Genomic DNA, 18,796 nt, shown 5'->3' with positions numbered 1-18,796 from the left:
GGCGGGGGATGCCCTGTTTAAATACAAAACTGTGAGCTGTTTCACTTTCACTTTCGTCATTTTGCCAGCAAGCCATAGGGGCTGGCAGTGATGAGAAGGTGGCAAGTAAGCCAAGTTTCTACACTGTCGGCATTGAGAAATGACAGGCCGCTAATCATGCCCACACAATCAGCAGTGACACCATCCATCAGCACACGGCACATGGTCGCCATTGACCTTGGCGCATCCAGCGGACGCGTGATGCTGGCAAGCTATCATCCCAGCCAACAACAACTTGCGCTACGGGAAGTTTGCCGCTTTGCTAATCAGATTAAATCCATTGATGGTACAGATGTCTGGGATATCGATGCTATTGAACAATCAATCCGTCAGGGTTTGAATCAGCTCGATAGCGAAGGGATTCTGCTCGACAGCATTGGAATTGATAGCTGGGGTGTTGATTTTGTTTTGCTTGATAAGCAAGGGGAACGGGTCGGGCAGCCAGTCGCTTACCGCGACAGCCGTACACAGGGTGTGATGGAGCAGGCGCAACAAACGCTGGGAAACAGTGCCATTTATCGCCGTACCGGTATTCAATTTTTACCGTTCAATACCTTGTATCAATTACGGGCATTAAGTGAACAGCAACCGCATTTGTTGGCTGATGTCGCCCATCTGTTGCTGATCCCGGACTATTTGCACTATCGCCTTACTGGCCAGCTTAACTGGGAATACACCAATGCCACTACCACCCAGTTACTTAATATTGAAACCAATGATTGGGATAGCGATCTATTAGCCTATGCCGGCGTACCGGCCCATTGGTTTGCCAAACCCACTAACCCTGGCAATACCATCGGCTATTGGTCAGGTGCCAGCGGCCAGCAGGTGCCGGTCATTGCCGTTGCCAGCCACGATACTGCCAGCGCGGTACTTGCCGCACCATTGATTGATGCGGATGCGGCCTATCTTAGCTCCGGTACCTGGTCATTGATGGGATTTGAAAGCCCCACCCCCATAACCCATGGGCAGGCGCTGGCCAGCAATATCACCAATGAAGGTGGTGCAGAAGGCCGCTATCGGGTACTGAAAAATATTATGGGATTGTGGCTACTGCAACGGGCCACTGATGAGTTGCAGATTAAAGACCTGCCGCAGCTGATCGAACAAGCGGCACGCCAACCGGCTTGCCGCTCGCTGATTAACCCCAATGACAGCCGCTTTATCAATCCAGCCAATATGTGCGGCGAGATTCAGAACGCCTGCCGCGAATATGGCATGCCAATCCCCACCACCGCAGCCCAACTGGCGCGTTGCATCTTTGATAGCCTCGCCATGTTGTACCGGCAAGTTGCCCAAGAACTGGCAGAGTTACGCGGGCGTCCAATCAGCCATTTGCATATCGTCGGGGGCGGCTGCCAAAACCAATTCCTTAATCAGCTCTGTGCTGATGCCTGTGGCCTGAATGTCACCATGGGGCCGGTTGAAGCCTCGACACTGGGCAATATTGGCAGCCAATTAATTGCACTGGGAGAGGTGAGCGATGTTGCTCACTACCGCCGCATCGTGGCGAATAACTTCCCACTCCACCCTTTATCCCCTCACGACAACACTGACTTTGCAGCCCATTGGCCGCAATTCCAGTCACTGAGTCAATTACCTAAGGAACTTTGCATATGACGAACTCTATTGAACAGGCCTGGGATCTGGCTAAACAGCGCTTTGCCGCCGTCGGCGTGGATGTTGATGCCGCACTTGCCCGCCTTGATACCCTGCCGGTCTCCATGCACTGCTGGCAAGGTGATGACGTCACCGGTTTTGAAAACCCGGATGGCGTACTGACTGGCGGGATTCAGGCCACCGGCAACTACCCCGGTAAAGCGCGTAATGCTACTGAGTTACGTTCTGACATCGAGCTAGCCCTAACATTGATCCCCGGCCCTAAGCGACTCAATTTACATGCTATTTATCTCGAATCGGATACCCCCGTGGCCCGTAATAAAATTGAGCCACGCCACTTTAGCCGCTGGGTTGAGTGGGCTAAAAAACATCATCTAGGATTGGACTTCAACCCATCCTGCTTCTCTCACCCACTGAGTGCCGATGGCTTTACCCTGTCTCATGCCAACCCTGAAATTCGCCAATTCTGGATTGAACATTGTCAGGCCAGCCGCCGGGTCTCGGCCTATTTTGGTGAGCAACTAGGGACACCATCGGTGATGAATATCTGGATCCCCGATGGCATGAAGGATACCCCTATCGACCGTTTGGCACCCCGCCAACGGCTGCTATCAGCACTGGATGAGGTTATCAGTGAAAAGTTAAACCCGGAACATCACATTGATGCCGTCGAGAGCAAATTGTTTGGTATTGGGGCTGAAAGCTACACCGTCGGTTCTAACGAGTTTTACATGGGATATGCCGCCAGCCGCCAGACCGCACTGTGTCTGGACGCCGGTCACTTCCATCCGACTGAAGTGATTTCCGACAAGATCTCTAGTGCCATGTTGTATGTTCCGCGCCTGCTACTGCATGTCAGCCGTCCGGTGCGTTGGGACAGCGATCATGTGGTCTTGCTCGATGATGAAACACAAGCTATCGCCAGCGAAATTATCCGCCACGACCTGTTCGACAGGGTGCATATCGGTCTCGACTTCTTTGACGCCTCCATCAACCGTATCGCCGCCTGGGTCATTGGCACTCGCAACATGAAGAAAGCCTTGCTGCGCGCCTTATTGGAGCCGACTGAGATGCTACGCCAATTGGAACTGCGCGGTGACTACACCGCACGCCTGGCACTGCTGGAAGAACAGAAATCCCTGCCATGGCAAGCCATCTGGGAAGGGTATTGTCAGCGCAACGATGTGCCGGTCGATGCTCGCTGGCTCAATGCCGTACGTGATTACGAACAACAGACTCTCAGCCAACGTTAAGGACTCATGATTATGCAAGCTATTCAATCTTCCTGGTTTATTCAGGGAATGATTAAAGCCACCAGCGATATGTGGCGCAAAGGGTGGGATGAACGTAACGGTGGCAATATCAGCCTGCGCTTACTGGCTGAGGAGGTTGAACCGTATCGTGGTGATTTCGCTGCGCAACCACGTAACGTGGAACTCACTCAACCCGCCCCTGAACTGGCGAACAGTTGGTTCTTAGTCACCGGCTCTGGCAAATTTTTCCGCAATGTTGAATTAAACCCAGAAGACAATCTGGTACTACTGCAAATCAGCAATGATGGCATGGCTTATCACATTCACTGGGGCCTGCCACAAGGGGGGCTGCCAACCTCGGAGCTTGCCGCGCACTTCCAATCTCATATTGTTCGCATGCAAGTCAGTGGTGGCAGCAACCGAGTGATCATGCATTGCCATGCCACCAATCTGATTGCTCTGAGTTATGTACAAAAACTGGATAATGCCAGCTTCACTCGGTTGTTATGGGAGGGCAGCACCGAGTGTCTGGTGGTGTTCCCCGACGGTATCGGCATCGTGCCGTGGATGGTGCCGGGAACCGACGGTATCGGTAGCCAAACTGCCGAACAGATGCGTGAACACAGTCTGGTGCTATGGCCATTCCACGGTATTTTCGGCAGTGGCCCAACGCTGGATGATGCCTTTGGTCTGATTGATACCGCCGAGAAATCTGCCGAAATCATGGTGAAAGTCCTGTCGATGGGCGGCAAGCAGCAAACCATTTCTCGTGAACAACTGATAGCACTTGCGGCTCGTTTTGGCGTCACGCCACTGGCTGCTGCGCTGGACGTTTAACCCCTTCGACCAACGCTCCGGTTCAGGCCGGGGCTGGTCATTATCTGGTCTGCTTTCTTTGAGGAGCACAGCATGAGTTTTATGTTGGCACTACCAAAAATCAGCTTGCACGGCACAGGTGCAATCGAGGATATGGTTAAATTACTCGGCGACAAACAGTGGGGCAAAGCCCTGATTGTCACTGATGGGCAATTGGTCGAACTCGGCTTACTCGACAGCCTGTTCGCTGCGATGCAACAGCATCAGTTACCTTATGCCTTGTTTGGCGAGGTATTTCCTAACCCTACCGAAGCGTTAGTACAGGCAGGATTAACCGCGTTCAGGCAGCATCAGTGTGACTATCTGATCGCTTTTGGGGGGGGTAGCCCAATCGATACAGCCAAAGCCGTTAAGATTTTGACCGCCAATCCAGGGCCATCCACGGCATATTCCGGTGTCGGCAAAGTAAAACAGAGTGGTGTCCCGCTGGTCGCCATCAATACCACCGCCGGAACAGCCGCAGAACTGACCAGTAATGCAGTGATTATTGATAGCCAGCGGCAAGTAAAAGAAGTCATTATCGATACCAATATCATTCCTGATATCGCCGTCGATGACCCCTCTGTCATGTTGAATATTCCTGCCAGTGTGACTGCTGCGACCGGAATGGATGCCCTCACCCACGCTATCGAAGCGTATGTATCGCTGGGCGCACACACCCTAACCGACCATTCAGCGCTTGAATCTATCCGCCTGATCAGCCAATGGTTACCTCTGGCAGTCGATGACGGTAAGAATCTGCACGCGCGTGAAATGATGGCGTGCGGCCAGTATCTGGCGGGGATGGCATTTAACAGCGCCGGGCTAGGTTTAGTGCATGCACTGGCCCATCAACCGGGTGCCACCCATAACCTTCCACACGGGGTGTGCAATGCTATTTTACTGCCCATTATTGAAGAGTATAACCGCCCACAGGCGGTCAGCCGTTTTGCCCGTATAGCACAAGCCATGGGGGTAAATACTCAGCAGTTGACGGATGAGCAAGCCAGCCATCAAGCGATAAGCGCCATTCGGCAGTTGTCGCAACGTGTTGGCATTCCTGTTGGCTTCTCAGCATTAGGTATTCAGGAAAGTGATATCGAAGGCTGGTTAGATAAAGCGCTGGCGGATCCTTGTGCACCTTGTAACCCACGTACTGCGGACAGAGATCAAGTCCGCGCACTGTACTTACAGGCACTTTGATCGGAGTAATATCATGATACGCAAAGCCTTTGTAATGCAGGTTAACCCTGATGCCCATGCAGAATATCAGCGGCGGCATTCACCCATCTGGCCAGAACTGGAAGCGGTACTGAAGGCCCATGGCGCTCACCACTATTCAATTTTTCTCGATGAAACGCGCAATTTGCTATTTGGTTTTGTCGAAATTGAATCAGAAGAGCGCTGGAATGCCGTGGCCCAAACCGCCATTTGCCAGCGCTGGTGGCAACATATGGCCGATGTGATGCCAGCCAACCCCGATTACAGCCCGGTAAGCCAGGCACTACGAGAAGTGTTCTATTTGGCATAGCTCGCCCGATGTGGAGCCTGGCTCCACATCTTTCAGGACGTGGCCAGCCCCTGCACATAATCTTCAAATACCGGATGGCCTATCACCACATCAATAAAACAGCTCAGTGCCGGTGAGTTCAACTTCCGACTCGGATACACCAGATACAGCTCATTACCTTCAGCTTGCCATTGCGGTAACACTTCCACTAATTGGCGGTTCGCCACCACTTCACGGCTTAAAAATGCCGGTAATAGGGTGATGCCACCGCCCGCAAGAGCACATTCGCGGGCATACAGCAGATTATCAGTGACATGCAGCGCAGGTACCTGCCAGCGGTAAAATTCGTCTTCACGGCGTAAAATCAACGCCTGCCAGGCACGATGGGCAATGCAGCGGTGAGTATCCAGTTGCCTTGGATGAGTCAGTGGCGGATGCTGTGCCAAATAGGCAGGTGACGCTAACAGATAGCGTGGCGCATAGCCCAATCGGCGGCCAATCAGTGACGAGTCCTGCGGCTTACCGGTGCGCAATGCAACATCAAAGCCCTCTTCAACCAAATCTACCATGGTGTCCGAGACTAACACCTCCAACAACACATCCGGGTATTGCCGCTGAAAATCTGTTGCCAACCGCGCCAGTAAAGTCGCCCCCAGCCCTGCCGGAGTTGAGATGCGCAAGCGGCCACTGGGGTTATCTTTCAGGCGTTGCAGCGCCAGATCAGCGCGCTCTGCGGCTTGTAGCATCTCCTGACAATGCACCAGATAGCGCTCACCGGCAAAGGTCAGGTTCAGTTGACGGGTGGTTCGATTGAGTAAACGGATACCTAAGTTTTGCTCTAACTGACTGATGCGCTGGCTAACACTGGATTTCGGCAAACCCGCCATTTCTGCGGCGCGGGTAAAGCTGCCACACTCCGCGACCCGTGCAAACAGCGCCATATCCTGAAGTTGTTTAAACATGATTGTTTATCTTAGACGAACACTGCGTTAGTGATTGTCCATCTTATCACCACCCCCCAGAAGGTCTAGACTCAATCCATACGCTAAACAGGAGTATTACCATGTCAGTTAAAGCCATTGCTGTGAACCCGCAACAACCCGCTGATTTTATTGAAGTCGCTCTGGACTCACTCGCTCCCGGTCCGTTTGATTTGCTGGTTGAGGTTAAAGCCGCATCCATCAATCCGGTTGATACCAAAGTACATGCTGGCCTGAAGAAGAATGGCCTGCAACAGCCGCGTATTCTGGGTTGGGATGCCGCTGGAGTGGTCATCAGCGTCGGTGAGAGCGTCACCGAGTTCCGTGCAGGTGATGAAGTGTGGTATGCCGGCGATATCACCCGCCCCGGTAGCAATGCTAACCAACAGTTGGTTGATGCCCGCATCGTGGCCCACAAACCCCGCTCATTCAACTGGGCGCAGGCCGCTGCATTGCCATTAACCGCAATAACTGCGTGGGAAGCGCTGTTTGAACATCTAAAAATTCAGCAAGCCAGTGCCGGACAAAGCTTATTGATCATCGGGGGAGCAGGCGGTGTTGGCTCGTTAGCTATTCCTCTGGCGGCATTACGTAGCACGCTAAAAGTGATAGCAACAGCATCACGGCCAGCATCAGCCGCCTGGTGCCGTGAACGCGGAGCAGACTTGACCGTTGATTACCACAATCTGAAAGCTGAACTGGCAAAAGAGGGTATTGATAAAGTTGATTATATTCTTTGCCTGAATGACACCGACGGCCACTGGCCCGCCATCAGTGAACTCATCGCACCATTGGGGCAAATCTGTACCATTGTTGAAAATGAAAAACCGTTGGATCAGAATCAGTTAAAACTCAAAAGTGCCGCCCTGCATTGGGAATTTATGTTCACCCGCAGCATGTTCTCTACCCCGGATATCGCTCAACAAGGGCAAATTTTAAAGCAGGTAAGTCAGTTGGTGGATGAGGGCAAACTGCCAGGCACCTTAAGCGAAACACTGCACGGCCTGACAGTGGAAAACCTGCATGCCGCCCACGCGCAAGTTGCAGGCGGGCATATGCAGGGTAAAGTCGTTATTGCTTACTAAATATATTATTAACAGGGCTATTTTATTTGCCATTTTACATTTGGGCAGTGCTCGAAATCCTCACGTAGCCATGATTTACAACGTCATGGTGTACGCTCCGGTTTCTGTGCACTGTCCGCATGCAAACTGACTGCAACAATCACGCCCTCAGATATCAAATTTTCATCAACCCTATTGTGGTACATCACTCAATAATGAAGGGCGGGCAAGGCGTTGCAGGTCAGCGGCCAGAAGTTGTTGCACCAGTTCGACACAGCGCAGAAAGCGTTCATCATAGTCTGCCGATTCGACGTGAACATATTCGATATTGTTACTGCGCAACATCTGCTCCAGTAAGTTCTGGAAGGATTTGCGGTCACGATCGCTACCCAGGCTGCGTAAACCGTCGGCAACCCACGGCGTATTGTTTTCCAACAAAATAACCAGATCAAAACGGTATTCGTCAATCAGCGCCTGCACGAAGGGGTGCTCTTTGCCCTCATATTTTTTGCAGAAGGCCTGCGTAGTAACGAAGTCAGTATCGATAAATGCCACTTTGTTGGCGTATTTCACCGCAAAATCCACATACTGTGCCTGCCCCAGCGCGATTTTGTCGTAATCAGAATATTGCAACGCCATCTCATCGCCGCCAAGATGGGAAAAGACATAATCCCGGCCATATTCCCACGCACTGGTGGTATTGAAGATATTGGCTAACTTATTGACCAAAGTGGATTTCCCACTGGACTCACCGCCCAGTATCGCCACAGTACGGACAAAAAATGGCTTCACTTCAGTCGGGATATAGTCCCAGTAACGGAAAGGGTCACGGCGGATCTGGCGACCACTGATATTCATAAATGAACGCTGTGGATCAATCAGGATGGTTTCAATGCCAAATTGCTCGTTGTAATGCGGCGCATCCTGGCTTTCGCTGGAGTAAATAAAGTTCGGAACAATGCCTTTTTCATTCATAAAGCCTTTTACGCCATGGCTCCACACATCCCAGCCATGGGGGTACGGCTCGATACCGTGCTCATCAAACGAATGAATATGGATATTTTTCTGATATTTAAAGGTTTGTAACAACCAGCGCAAACGGTCACTGACCGTCGGCTGCTGTGACATCGAACTGTTTTCAAACAGCTCACGATCGCGTGGCTCATCAAAACAAAGAATGATGTGCAACTCGTCAACCTGGCTACAGGCGCGCTGGATTAAATAGATATGGCCGGTATGCAGCGGGTAAAATTTACCAAACACCACGCCGACTTTTTTCTCACGGCGGGGAAACTCCAGCCCGAGGAAACGGTGCAGAGCTTCAAGCTTTTGCGCACTGGGGCTTTTGATTTTGTCGTTGAGTAACTGGCTTAAATAACCTTTGGTCATGCCGTTACATTCGGCCACCTGCTGTAAGGTGCAACCCTTTTGCTTAATTGCCGTTTTGAGATAGTCGAATTGCAGCATACCGCCTCCTTGTTTAGTGCGCTAAACAAAAATAACACAGTATGCTGCAAGATGAACACGACTAAATTAGCGGTTATAAATCCTCTAACACCGCCAGCGCATCAGCCAATTTCTTCACACCGAACACCTGCATATTGGGCAGGGGTTTCTTCGGCATATTGGCATACGGCACGATAGCGCGTTTAAAACCGTGTTTGGCGGCCTCAGAGATGCGTTCCTGCCCACTGGGCACTGGGCGAATTTCACCGGCTAGCCCTACCTCACCAAAGACCACTAAATCCTGTGGCAGCGGGCGGTCCCGCAAGCTGGAGACTAGCGACATCAGCAATGCCAGATCAGCACTGGTTTCTGTCACTTTCACCCCACCAACCACATTGACGAACACATCTTGGTCCGACATCTGTAACCCGCCATGACGATGCAATACCGCCAGCAAGATTGCCAGCCGGTTCTGTTCCAGACCGACCGCTACCCGACGCGGGTTGGACATCATTGAGTGGTCCACCAGCGCCTGAATCTCTACCAGCAACGGGCGAGTTCCTTCCCATACCACCATCACCGAGCTACCAGCAGTGACTTCATCCCCACGGCTGAGGAAAATCGCCGACGGGTTGCTAACTTCGCGCAAGCCCTGTTCGGTCATGGCAAATACGCCTAACTCATTCACCGCACCAAAGCGATTTTTGTGGCTACGCAGCGTACGGAAACGAGTATCACCGTCACCATCAAGCATCACAGAGCAGTCAATACAGTGCTCCAGCACTTTCGGCCCAGCCAGTGAACCATCTTTCGTCACATGGCCCACCATGATAATGGCGACACCACGGGTTTTGGCAAAACGGGTGAGGTAGGCTGCCGTTTCGCGCACTTGAGCCACGCTGCCAGGCGACGACTGAATATCCGCCATATGCATCACCTGAATGGAGTCGATCACCATCAAGCGCGGCTGCTCTTGCTCAGCAATTAAGCAAATTTGCTCAATGCTGGTTTCCGACAGCATATTGAGGCCCGCAGTGGGCAATCCCAAACGATGCGCACGCATCGCCACCTGCTGCAACGACTCTTCGCCAGTGACATACAGGGTTTTCATGTTTTCAGACAGCTTGCACAGCGTTTGCAGCAGTAAGGTACTTTTCCCCGCGCCGGGGTTACCCCCAATCAGAATGGCGCTACCCGGTACCACACCACCGCCCAGCACCCGATCAAACTCAAGAAAGCCTGTTGAAAAGCGTGGCAGTTCATCCAGACTGATATCTGACAGTTTCTGTACTCGGCTAACACCTGCATCACCGGCATAGCCACCAAAACGCTCATTGCGCGACGATGATGATGTTGCCGCGGCTAATCGAATCTCAGTAATGGTATTCCAGGCGTTACAGGCGCTGCATTGCCCCTGCCAACGAGGATAATCGGCACCACACTCATTACAGACAAATGCTCGTTTTGGCGCTTTAGCCACGGTTCACCTCAATTTAATTAGCTCACGCCTGCCATCCCCAAATTACCCAGTAGGCGTAATTGTTACAGGCAGTTTGAGTGCAGACAGCGCGCAGAAACCGGAGCGTACACCATAACGTTGTAAATCCTGGCTACGTGAGGATTTTATTCGCTACGCTCCCCTACGGGCCGCCCTTAAGTGCGTTCAAAATGGCAAATAAAATAGCCTATTTCATCGTTCTTCGTGCTTCAGACTGCCGGTCAAAATGCAAAGAACACTCAGCAAATCACCGTGACGGATCGCCACTTTCGCTTTGGCATATACCTTCGGCTTCGCATGGAATGCCAGCCCTAAGCCGGCGGCTTGCATCATTTTCAGGTCATTGGCACCATCGCCGATAGCCACTGTTTGAGCAATAGGGATATTGAGTTTTTCCGCCAATTTGAGCAGGGTATCGGCTTTATATTGTGCATCGACAATCGGCCCTAACACTTTGCCTGTCAGCTTGCCGTCTTTGATTTCAAGTTCATTGGCTGCCACATCAACCAGCCGCAGTTTGTCGCGCAGATATTCAGCATAATAAGTGAAACCACCGGAGGCGATAGCCACATGCCAATCTAATGCCTGAAGCTTACATACCAGGCTGGTCAGCCCCGGCATCAATGGCAGTTGGTCACGTACCTGTTTTAAGATATTGGCATCCGCCCCTTTCAGGGTGGCAACCCGCTGGCGCAGGCTGGCGGCGAAGTCCAGTTCACCTTGCATGGCACGTTCGGTGACGGCAGCCACTTCTTCGCCAACACCGGCGAGCTTGGCAATCTCATCAATACATTCGATTTGGATGGCAGTTGAATCCATATCCATCACCAGCAGGCCAGGGCTACGCAAATGCGGGATAGCCCCCAAAGGCGCAACATCCAGACCGTTCTCATCCGCTAACGTTTTAATCCGTGGTGTCAAACTGCCGGCCAAACGGATGACCTGATAATCCTCCACACACCAGGCGGAAACTATCACCATGGCAGCACCCAACTGGCCTTGGAAACTCGTAATACGCTGCTTATCCAGCTTTCTACCGTACAGTAGCCAACCTGTATGACCGGCACGATAATCCAGCGGCATGACCTCATCGCCACTGAGCGAAAGTGGCAGACCCGGCCATTGATAGATCTCCGCGGGGAGATCGCAATAGGTCAGACTATTAGACATGAATGACTCCTGTAGAAAACGGGGTAAAGACCAGACAAAAGGACGCATCAAGCTATCCTATAGCCCTTGCTTCTGGCAACATATACCCTAAATAATTCGAGTTGCGGGAAGGCGGCAAACGAAATAATCCCGATAAACTTACATCAGTAAGTGATTCGGGTTATTGAGAGTAGCCAACGCACATGCGGCTTGAAGTATGACGGGTATAAAGTCACCGATTCTTGCAAGGAACCCGCATGACCAAGGCTAAACTAAAATTCCGACTGCACCGCACTGCTATTGTACTGATTTGCCTGGCATTATTGGTCTTGCTGATGCAAGGTGCATCCTATTTCAGCCTCAGTCATCAATTAGCTCGTTCGGAACAAGTTGAAGAGTTGGCGAAAACACTGGCGAAACAAGTCACGTTCAGTCTCTCCCCCATCATGGACAGTGGGGATGATGATATCGATAGCCAGAAGGTTGACGAAGTTCTCCAGCAACTGACGCAATCAAGCCGCATATTGGATGCCAGTGTATATCAGATTGATGGAACGCTGGTCGCCAGCGCCGGAGAGAACGTAAAAGTACGTGATCGACTGGCTTTAGATGGTAAACGCCCCGGCAGCTATTTCAACCACCAGATTGTCGAGCTGATCCCCGGTAAAAGCGGGCCAAGCGGCTTTCTGCGTATGACGCTGGACACCCATGTGCTGGCGACGGAATCCAAGCAAGTGGATAATACCACCAATTTGCTGCGCCTGATGATTCTCGTCGCGCTGGCTGTGGGGATTATTCTGGCTCGCACTCTGCTGCAAGGCCGCCGCAGCCGTTGGCAGCAATCACCTTATCTGCTCACCGCCAATACACCGGTCAAAGAAGATGAGGATGAAACACCAGAGGCACCTGCCAATCAGCCAGATGCAGATAAAAAGGCGGGAGATAAATAATACTGCGGATAGATATTATGCCATGCGCTCAATTAACGTGGTGAGAGAAAGCAGTTGTCCCTGCATCTGTCGGGCAATAAGTTTGAATTCATTACTGATGTTCGAGTGATCTATCACCCGTTGCCAGAATATATTTGCCAGTTGCTGTGCTCGTTGCCAGTCCAGTTTGCTGATATCAACAGATAAAGAGATTTCCGGCACGTTGTGGCGCATATTCCCCGTGCTCGTCGGGGCAAATGCCATTGGCAACATATCGTAAACTGGCGCTAATGATAGTGGTGTGTTCTCAGGATGCAGAAAGGAAAGATTACCTTGGTGCATATCGGTATTGGCGATTAATTTGCCAAATGCCCAGATAACGTTAACCTGCTCTAATGCCGGCGCGGCCAGTAATCCTTTATCGACTAATTGTTGGCAAACTTGTGGCCAACTGGCAACTGGGTTGCCAACAAATTCGGCATTAACCGCCTCTAAAGAAACTATCCCTAAACGGCCACGCTGCCCGCAGCGATCAAATCGCTCTACCTCAAGGAATATTTGCCTACCAACACCCTGTAAAACCTGACTTGTGGCCGCCTTATAACCCCCATTATTCAAGGTGCTAAGTGCAAGCGACTCAGATATCAGTAGGTCACCCCAGCGACGGCTATTGGCGTTTTGTAAAGAGGCAGAAAATTTGACAATAACATATGACGAAGGTCGCTCCAGATTCCCAGCATAACAAGTAAATTTCGGTTGTTCGCCGCCCGCAGAAGAACCGACCATTTCACCCGCCAGAGCCATTTGAGAAAGTTCTGCATAACGGGATAACTTATCTACCGGATCGATAGGTATCGCATCAGGTGCAGCTAACCAATGTTGATAACTTTGTTGTCCAATCAATATATTGCCATTCATATCATCAGCCTGACGTGACAGAGCTAATAAGATATGGTCTTCGTTCCACAAACGAACGTCATCGGTGAGCTGTAACTTACCTGCAACTGATTTCCCCCAAATCCGCCCGAGAAACCCCTGCGGCCGCATATCAGTCAAATACCACGGCAAGCTGTCAAATAGCTGCCATGTATCAGATGCCAGTTGATGTACACAGCACATTTCAGCCGGATGGATAGGATAGAGTATCGCGAAATGGGTTGCATGACCCTGTTCATCGATGCGATATAGCGGGAATGCATGCTCTGCGGCACTATCTCCAGCAATGTACCGCCGTAAGGCATATTGTGTTGCTTTGCCTTTACCTATTTTCAGCACCCTCTCTTTTAACCCGCTTAACTGCCGGGAAACCGTGGGTTGACTGATTGCCATAGCTTGCGCCAGATAGCTCGCGGTCGCCGGTTTTTGGCGTAATAACGTTTCCAGAGAGAGCATATGAATAGATTCGTGAATAGAATGATGAATAGATTTATAACGCTAATTATCTGATGTGTAAACAAACCTATTTTTTCTGGCAGATTTTATGAATAGATTCAGCGGCAGAGATCGCTGCCGCTGAATAGAGGGAAGCAGAGAAGGGATTACTTCTGATCGCCCAGCAACACCGATTCCAACGCAATTTCAATCATGTCATTAAAAGTACTTTGGCGCTCCGCAGCGGTGGTTTGCTCACCGGTACGGATATGGTCAGAAACAGTACAGATGGTCAGGGCTTTAGCACCGAACTCCGCAGCAACGCCGTAAATACCGGCAGCTTCCATTTCCACACCCAGAATGCCGTATTTTTCCATTACATCAAACATTTGCGGGTCTGGCGTATAGAACAGATCAGCAGAGAAGATGTTACCGACACGAACGTCGATACCTTTCGCTTTTGCCGCATCAACAGCATTGCGGGTCATCTCAAAGTCAGCAATCGCTGCATAGTCGTGATCTTTAAAGCGCATACGGTTTACTTTGGAGTCGGTACAAGCCCCCATGCCGATCACCACATCACGCAGTTTCACATCAGCACGAACCGCACCACATGAACCGACACGAATGATTTTTTTCACGCCAAAATCAGTGATCAGTTCTTTGGCGTAAATGGAGCAGGACGGGATACCCATACCGTGGCCCATTACAGAGATTTTGCGGCCTTTATAAGTACCGGTGAAGCCCAACATGCCACGCACATTGTTCACTTCGCGCACGTCTTGCAGGAAGGTTTCGGCGATAAATTTCGCACGCAGTGGATCCCCTGGCATTAATACAACGTCAGCGAAATCACCCATTTCAGCATTAATATGTGGCGTAGCCATAATCACTTTCCTTAAAAATCAGAGAATTAAAATTTATATTACTGAACTGTTTTTAAGTTTGAACTACTTTGCACAGTTCAGAGAAAATCAGCCATCGCCAGCGTAGATGAGCACCGACAGTTTGGGCACGGCCAGCGCACAGCCCCCGGAGCGTACACGCAGTACGTGAGGAGGGCGAGCACTGCCCGGGTTCAAAATGGCACGCTCAGCTTAGCTGAATGACTTAAAGCATATTCTTACCGTAATCCATTGGAGATAGATTAAAATATGTCGCTACCGTCTGCCCAATATCGGCAAACGTCTCACGATGCCCCAGCGATCCCGGTTTGACTTTCGGGCCGTAAACCAAGACCGGAATGTGCTCACGGGTATGGTCAGTGCCCGGCCAGGTTGGGTCACAACCGTGGTCAGCCGTCAGGATCATGATGTCATCTTCTTTTACCAGCGCCATCAGCTCAGGCAGACGGCGGTCGAACAGTTCCAATGCGGCAGCATAACCGGCAACGTCGCGGCGGTGACCATAAGAGGAGTCAAAATCAACAAAGTTAGTGAACACGATAGTGTTGTCACCGGCTTTCTTCATCTCTTCTATCGTGGCATCAAACAACGCATCCAGACCGGTGGCTTTCACTTTTTGAGTGATACCCACATGTGCATAGATATCGGCGATTTTACCGATAGAAACCACTTCTCCCCCCTTCTCATCCACCAGTTTTTTCAACATGGTTGGTGCTGGCGGTTCAACGGCCAGATCATGGCGGTTACCGGTGCGTTGGAAGTTACCCGGCTTGTCACCAATAAACGGACGCGCAATCACACGGCCAATATTGTAGCCACCTTCGGTCAGTTCTTCGCGGGCAATTTCACACAGCTCATACAAGCGATCCAGGCCAAAAGTTTCTTCGTGGCAGGCAATCTGGAACACCGAGTCCGCCGAGGTATAGAAAATCGGCTTACCGGTTTTCATATGCTCTTCGCCCAGTTGGTCAAGGATAACGGTACCACTTGAGTGGCAGTTACCCAGATAACCCGGCAGGTTGGCCCGTTTTACCAGTTTATCCAACAGTTCCTGCGGGAAGCTGTTTTCGACATCACTGAAGTAACCCCAGTCAAACAGAACCGGTACACCCGCAATCTCCCAGTGGCCTGACGGTGTATCTTTACCGGAAGATAACTCACTGGCATAACCATAAGCACCAATGATGTCTGCATTTTTATCCAGCCCAACCGGGAATTTACCGGTGGACTCTTCAGCAGCTTTACCCAGCCCTAAACGGCTCAGGTTTGGCAGCGTCAATGGGCCACTACGGCCAACGTTGGCTTCCCCACGGGCGCAGACCTCTGCGATGTGGCCCAGAGTATCGGCCCCTTGGTCACCAAATTTGTTAGCATCGGCGCTGGCACCAATACCAAATGAGTCCAATACCATAATAAATGTACGTTTCATTATTTTCTCCTGCGTGGGTTCACGCTCTGGGGCAGCTACGTTCATCTGCTCCCCCATGTAATTAATCTGTTTTTGCTAACATTTGCCGTCGAAAGCAAATAGCGTCAATAACAAAAGTATGGCGCTTATTCAGTAATACGGCGATAGATAACCGGTGTTTCTTCCGGCGCGTTGTCACCCAAGGTGATCGCCGCACGTACTGCATCTGCTGCCTGTTGCCAGTCGTCTTCGTTATTGGCATGAATTACGGCTAATGGCTGCTGGCTATCAACCCCGCCTCCCAGACGTGCCATTTCAGTGATACCAACACTGTAATCAATAGGATCAGTTGCCCGCCGACGACCACCGCCGAGGGAAACCACCGCCATACCCAGAGCACGGGTATCCATTGCGGTAACAATACCGGCTCGTTCAGCAAAGACCGGTTTGCTCAGCGTGGCAACCGGTAGGTAGCTGTCATAACGCTCAACGAAATCACTCGGACCTTTTTGCGCTGCCACCATGCGACCAAAGAGTTCTGCCGCTTTTCCGTTGTCCAGCACCGCCTGTAGCTTGGATCTGGCGTCAGCATCATTTTGCGCCAAACCACCTGATAACAGCATTTCAACGCACAGCGCCATCGTCACTTCCAGCAAGCGTGGATTGCGATATTCGCCGGTCAGGAAGCGCACCGCTTCGCGCACTTCAACCGCATTACCGGCGCTGGAAGCCAACACCTGATTCATATCGGTCAATAGTGCAGTCGTTTTGCAACCCGCGCCATTAGCCACACTGACAATAGCTTGTGCTAAATCGGCAGATAGTTGATATGTCGGCATAAAGGCACCAGAACCTACCTTCACATCCATCACCAACGCATCCAGCCCTTCAGCCAGTTTCTTCGCCAGAATAGAAGCAGTAATCAGTGGGATGGAATCTACAGTGGCGGTGATATCACGGGTAGCGTAGAAACGTTTATCTGCCGGTGCCAACGAGCTGGTTTGGCCGATGATGGCAACACCGACGTCCTGAATGATTTTACGGAACGCATTATCATCGGGGAAAATATCAAAACCGGGAATAGCTTCCAGTTTGTCCAAGGTCCCGCCGGTATGGCCCAGGCCACGGCCAGAAATCATCGGCACATAGCCACCGCAGGCTGCGACCATCGGACCGAGCATCAGTGATGTCACATCACCCACGCCACCGGTAGAGTGTTTATCCACGATCGGGCCGTTTAGATTAAGGCTTTGCCAGTTGAGCACCGTGCCAGAATCACGCATTGCCATGGTAAGTGCCACGCGCTCCGGCATGCTCATGTCGTGGAAATAGATGGTCATCGCCAAAGCAGCAATCTGCCCTTCGGATACCGAGTTATCGCGGATCCCATTGATAAAGAAACGAATTTCTTCTTCGCTCAATGGCTGACCATCACGTTTTTTACGGATAATTTCTTGTGCCAGAAACACAGCATCCCCCTGACCTAAATAAGGATAAAAGCCGCACTACAGGCTAGTCGCCCGCAGTGCATCAGCAAAACTCAATGAGTGCGATAATGATTAGTAACCGCTACTTTTGCTATCACTCTGATGGCCCAGCGTGGTTAATAAGCTGGCTAACAGACTGGATGCGCCAAAGCGGAAGTGGCGGGCATCGGCCCAGCCCTCACCCATCAATTGATCGGCCAGTTGCAGGAATTGTGCGGCATCTTCAGCGGTACGAACCCCGCCCGCAGGCTTAAAGCCGACGGTTTTACCCACGCCTAAATCACGGATAGTGCTCATCATAATACCCGCGCTTTCCAGTGTGGCATTGACCGGCACTTTACCGGTGGAGGTTTTGATAAAATCTGCGCCAGCTTTAATCGCAATTTCAGAGGCTTGACGGATCAAGTGCTCTTGCTTTAGCTCACCGGTTTCTATGATTACTTTCAGCAATACATTCGCGGCAGCGCAGGCTTCTTTGCACTCTTTCACTAATTCGAAGCCGACCTTATCATTACCTGCCATTAAGGCGCGGTAAGGGAAAACCACATCCACTTCATCAGCACCATAGGCAATGGCAGCACGGGTTTCTGCCAGTGCAATAGCAATATCATCATTGCCATGTGGGAAGTTGGTTACTGTTGCAATGCGGATTTCAGGGGTACCCTGCTCACGCAACGTTTTACGCGCAATAGGAATAAAGCGGGGATAAATACAGATTGCCGCCGTGTTACCGGCAGGGCTTTTTGCCTGATGACACAACGCGATAACCTTATCGTCGGTATCGTCGTCATTCAGGGTGGTTAAATCCATCAAACTCAGTGCGCGTTTGGCATAATCGTTCAGATTCGCGCAGGCGGTTAAATCGGTCATAAAACTCTCCAACACTATTTCAGCCCCAGCACTTTGCCAGAACTGAGCATCTATTTATGAGCGGACAAAGAGACCGTACCGGTACCTTTGGTGATTAAAAGCCCCTCTCAAGAGGCGTAATTGTTGCCGCTGGGCAAATAAAATCGCCCTAATGAGAGGGTTCTAAGCTCAATACGTTGGCGAGCGGACTTGGTTCCTTGAAGATAGCCCCTATGGGTGGCAATTGAGATCCATCTCACCGCACTAACTACTTGGTCATTGCATACATCACTGATGCAATGCGACGACATACAGGCTTTAGGCTTTCAATCCGAAAACCAATAATACTATTTGAACACGTTACCGATGCCTTGGGTGTGCTCAATTTCACACTAATCAATAGTAACTTGTAACGAGTAAAAATTATACGTGA

16 protein-coding genes and 1 pseudogene are annotated in these 18,796 nt (G+C 51.0%); 7 read left to right on the top strand and 10 right to left on the bottom strand.

Features of this window, described 5'->3' with window-relative positions; genetic code table 11:
• Window positions 1–56 precede the first annotated feature (56 nt).
• Window positions 57–201: pseudogene (locus tag A6J67_RS23860) on the bottom strand (phosphoribosylaminoimidazole synthetase).
• Between A6J67_RS23860 and rhaB the strand changes: the two are divergent.
• From rhaB to rhaM, 5 genes are all read left to right on the top strand, one after another.
• Window positions 202–1,659, top strand: a complete 1,458-nt coding sequence (rhaB, locus tag A6J67_RS06825; protein WP_080608107.1) for a rhamnulokinase — start codon at window positions 202–204, stop codon at window positions 1,657–1,659.
• A complete protein-coding gene (locus tag A6J67_RS06820; protein WP_032907795.1) occupies window positions 1,656–2,912 on the top strand; it encodes an L-rhamnose isomerase in 1,257 nt (418 codons plus the stop codon). Before rhaB ends, A6J67_RS06820 begins: the two co-directional genes overlap by 4 nt.
• A gap of 12 nt (window positions 2,913–2,924) precedes the next feature.
• Window positions 2,925–3,749: a rhamnulose-1-phosphate aldolase gene (gene rhaD, locus A6J67_RS06815; RefSeq protein ID WP_042568594.1), complete on the top strand. Its 825-nt coding sequence runs from the start codon at window positions 2,925–2,927 to the stop codon at window positions 3,747–3,749.
• 72 nt (window positions 3,750–3,821) lie between these two features.
• Window positions 3,822–4,970 (top strand): lactaldehyde reductase, encoded by a 1,149-nt coding sequence (gene fucO / locus A6J67_RS06810; RefSeq protein ID WP_042568595.1) that lies wholly within the window; start codon window positions 3,822–3,824, stop codon window positions 4,968–4,970.
• Window positions 4,971–4,983: 13 nt separating this feature from the next.
• The gene (gene rhaM / locus A6J67_RS06805; RefSeq protein ID WP_050288146.1) at window positions 4,984–5,298 is read left to right on the top strand and encodes an L-rhamnose mutarotase; all 315 of its coding nucleotides are present in this window, start codon (window positions 4,984–4,986) and stop codon (window positions 5,296–5,298) included.
• Window positions 5,299–5,330: 32 nt separating this feature from the next.
• Here rhaM and A6J67_RS06800 read toward each other — a convergent pair whose 3' ends face one another.
• Entirely contained in the window at window positions 5,331–6,239 is a 909-nt protein-coding gene (locus A6J67_RS06800; protein WP_005191828.1) for a LysR family transcriptional regulator, read from the bottom strand.
• Window positions 6,240–6,340: 101 nt separating this feature from the next.
• Between A6J67_RS06800 and A6J67_RS06795 the strand changes: the two genes are divergently transcribed.
• Window positions 6,341–7,342 (top strand): zinc-binding alcohol dehydrogenase family protein, encoded by a 1,002-nt coding sequence (locus tag A6J67_RS06795; RefSeq protein ID WP_042568597.1) that lies wholly within the window; start codon window positions 6,341–6,343, stop codon window positions 7,340–7,342.
• A 171-nt stretch (window positions 7,343–7,513) separates the two neighbouring features.
• On the opposite strand, the gene nadR is transcribed toward A6J67_RS06795, so the two are convergent.
• The 3 genes from nadR to serB form a co-directional block, all read right to left on the bottom strand.
• On the bottom strand, window positions 7,514–8,788 hold the full coding sequence (gene nadR, locus A6J67_RS06790; RefSeq protein ID WP_005191821.1) for a multifunctional transcriptional regulator/nicotinamide-nucleotide adenylyltransferase/ribosylnicotinamide kinase NadR: 1,275 nt from the start codon (window positions 8,786–8,788) through the stop codon (window positions 7,514–7,516).
• A 73-nt stretch (window positions 8,789–8,861) separates the two neighbouring features.
• Window positions 8,862–10,247: a DNA repair protein RadA gene (gene radA, locus A6J67_RS06785; RefSeq protein WP_004701929.1), complete on the bottom strand. Its 1,386-nt coding sequence runs from the start codon at window positions 10,245–10,247 to the stop codon at window positions 8,862–8,864.
• Between the two features lie 210 nt (window positions 10,248–10,457).
• Window positions 10,458–11,435, bottom strand: coding sequence for a phosphoserine phosphatase (gene serB, locus A6J67_RS06780; RefSeq protein WP_032907792.1), 978 nt, complete (start codon window positions 11,433–11,435; stop codon window positions 10,458–10,460).
• A 236-nt stretch (window positions 11,436–11,671) separates the two neighbouring features.
• Here serB and A6J67_RS06770 point away from each other — a divergent pair, with 236 nt between their 5' ends.
• Complete coding sequence (locus A6J67_RS06770) at window positions 11,672–12,364, top strand: YtjB family periplasmic protein (RefSeq protein WP_050296821.1); 693 nt, start codon at window positions 11,672–11,674, stop codon at window positions 12,362–12,364.
• 15 nt (window positions 12,365–12,379) lie between these two features.
• On the opposite strand, the gene yjjJ is transcribed toward A6J67_RS06770, so the two are convergent.
• From yjjJ to deoC, 5 genes are all read right to left on the bottom strand, one after another.
• Window positions 12,380–13,735, bottom strand: a complete 1,356-nt coding sequence (gene yjjJ / locus A6J67_RS06765) for a type II toxin-antitoxin system HipA family toxin YjjJ (protein ID WP_050296820.1) — start codon at window positions 13,733–13,735, stop codon at window positions 12,380–12,382.
• A gap of 146 nt (window positions 13,736–13,881) precedes the next feature.
• The gene (gene deoD / locus A6J67_RS06760; RefSeq protein ID WP_032907790.1) at window positions 13,882–14,601 is read right to left on the bottom strand and encodes a purine-nucleoside phosphorylase; all 720 of its coding nucleotides are present in this window, start codon (window positions 14,599–14,601) and stop codon (window positions 13,882–13,884) included.
• A 223-nt stretch (window positions 14,602–14,824) separates the two neighbouring features.
• Entirely contained in the window at window positions 14,825–16,048 is a 1,224-nt protein-coding gene (gene deoB, locus A6J67_RS06750) for a phosphopentomutase (protein WP_042568600.1), read from the bottom strand.
• 125 nt (window positions 16,049–16,173) lie between these two features.
• Entirely contained in the window at window positions 16,174–17,496 is a 1,323-nt protein-coding gene (gene deoA, locus A6J67_RS06745) for a thymidine phosphorylase (protein ID WP_042568601.1), read from the bottom strand.
• Between the two features lie 90 nt (window positions 17,497–17,586).
• Window positions 17,587–18,384 carry a deoxyribose-phosphate aldolase gene (gene deoC, locus A6J67_RS06740; protein ID WP_050072495.1) on the bottom strand — a complete coding sequence of 266 codons (798 nt, stop codon included), beginning with the start codon at window positions 18,382–18,384 and terminating at the stop codon, window positions 17,587–17,589.
• Between the last annotated feature and the right edge of the window lie 412 nt (window positions 18,385–18,796).

It is taken from the genome of Yersinia sp. FDAARGOS_228 (assembly GCF_002073315.2).
GTDB lineage: Bacteria > Pseudomonadota > Gammaproteobacteria > Enterobacterales > Enterobacteriaceae > Yersinia > Yersinia intermedia.
This window is presented reverse-complemented; position numbering and strand designations above follow the sequence as displayed.

Coding starts and splice junctions, on each gene's coding strand:
- serB (WP_032907792.1), bottom strand. CDS start 11,435: ATGTCTAATAGTCTGACCTATTGCGATCTCCCCGCGGAGATCTATCAA.
- deoC (WP_050072495.1), bottom strand. CDS start 18,384: ATGACCGATTTAACCGCCTGCGCGAATCTGAACGATTATGCCAAACGC.
- rhaM (WP_050288146.1), top strand. CDS start 4,984: ATGATACGCAAAGCCTTTGTAATGCAGGTTAACCCTGATGCCCATGCA.
- deoB (WP_042568600.1), bottom strand. CDS start 16,048: ATGAAACGTACATTTATTATGGTATTGGACTCATTTGGTATTGGTGCC.
- A6J67_RS06800 (WP_005191828.1), bottom strand. CDS start 6,239: ATGTTTAAACAACTTCAGGATATGGCGCTGTTTGCACGGGTCGCGGAG.
- nadR (WP_005191821.1), bottom strand. CDS start 8,788: ATGCTGCAATTCGACTATCTCAAAACGGCAATTAAGCAAAAGGGTTGC.
- A6J67_RS06770 (WP_050296821.1), top strand. CDS start 11,672: ATGACCAAGGCTAAACTAAAATTCCGACTGCACCGCACTGCTATTGTA.
- deoD (WP_032907790.1), bottom strand. CDS start 14,601: ATGGCTACGCCACATATTAATGCTGAAATGGGTGATTTCGCTGACGTT.
- yjjJ (WP_050296820.1), bottom strand. CDS start 13,735: ATGCTCTCTCTGGAAACGTTATTACGCCAAAAACCGGCGACCGCGAGC.
- rhaB (WP_080608107.1), top strand. CDS start 202: ATGGTCGCCATTGACCTTGGCGCATCCAGCGGACGCGTGATGCTGGCA.
- A6J67_RS06820 (WP_032907795.1), top strand. CDS start 1,656: ATGACGAACTCTATTGAACAGGCCTGGGATCTGGCTAAACAGCGCTTT.
- A6J67_RS06795 (WP_042568597.1), top strand. CDS start 6,341: ATGTCAGTTAAAGCCATTGCTGTGAACCCGCAACAACCCGCTGATTTT.
- fucO (WP_042568595.1), top strand. CDS start 3,822: ATGAGTTTTATGTTGGCACTACCAAAAATCAGCTTGCACGGCACAGGT.
- rhaD (WP_042568594.1), top strand. CDS start 2,925: ATGCAAGCTATTCAATCTTCCTGGTTTATTCAGGGAATGATTAAAGCC.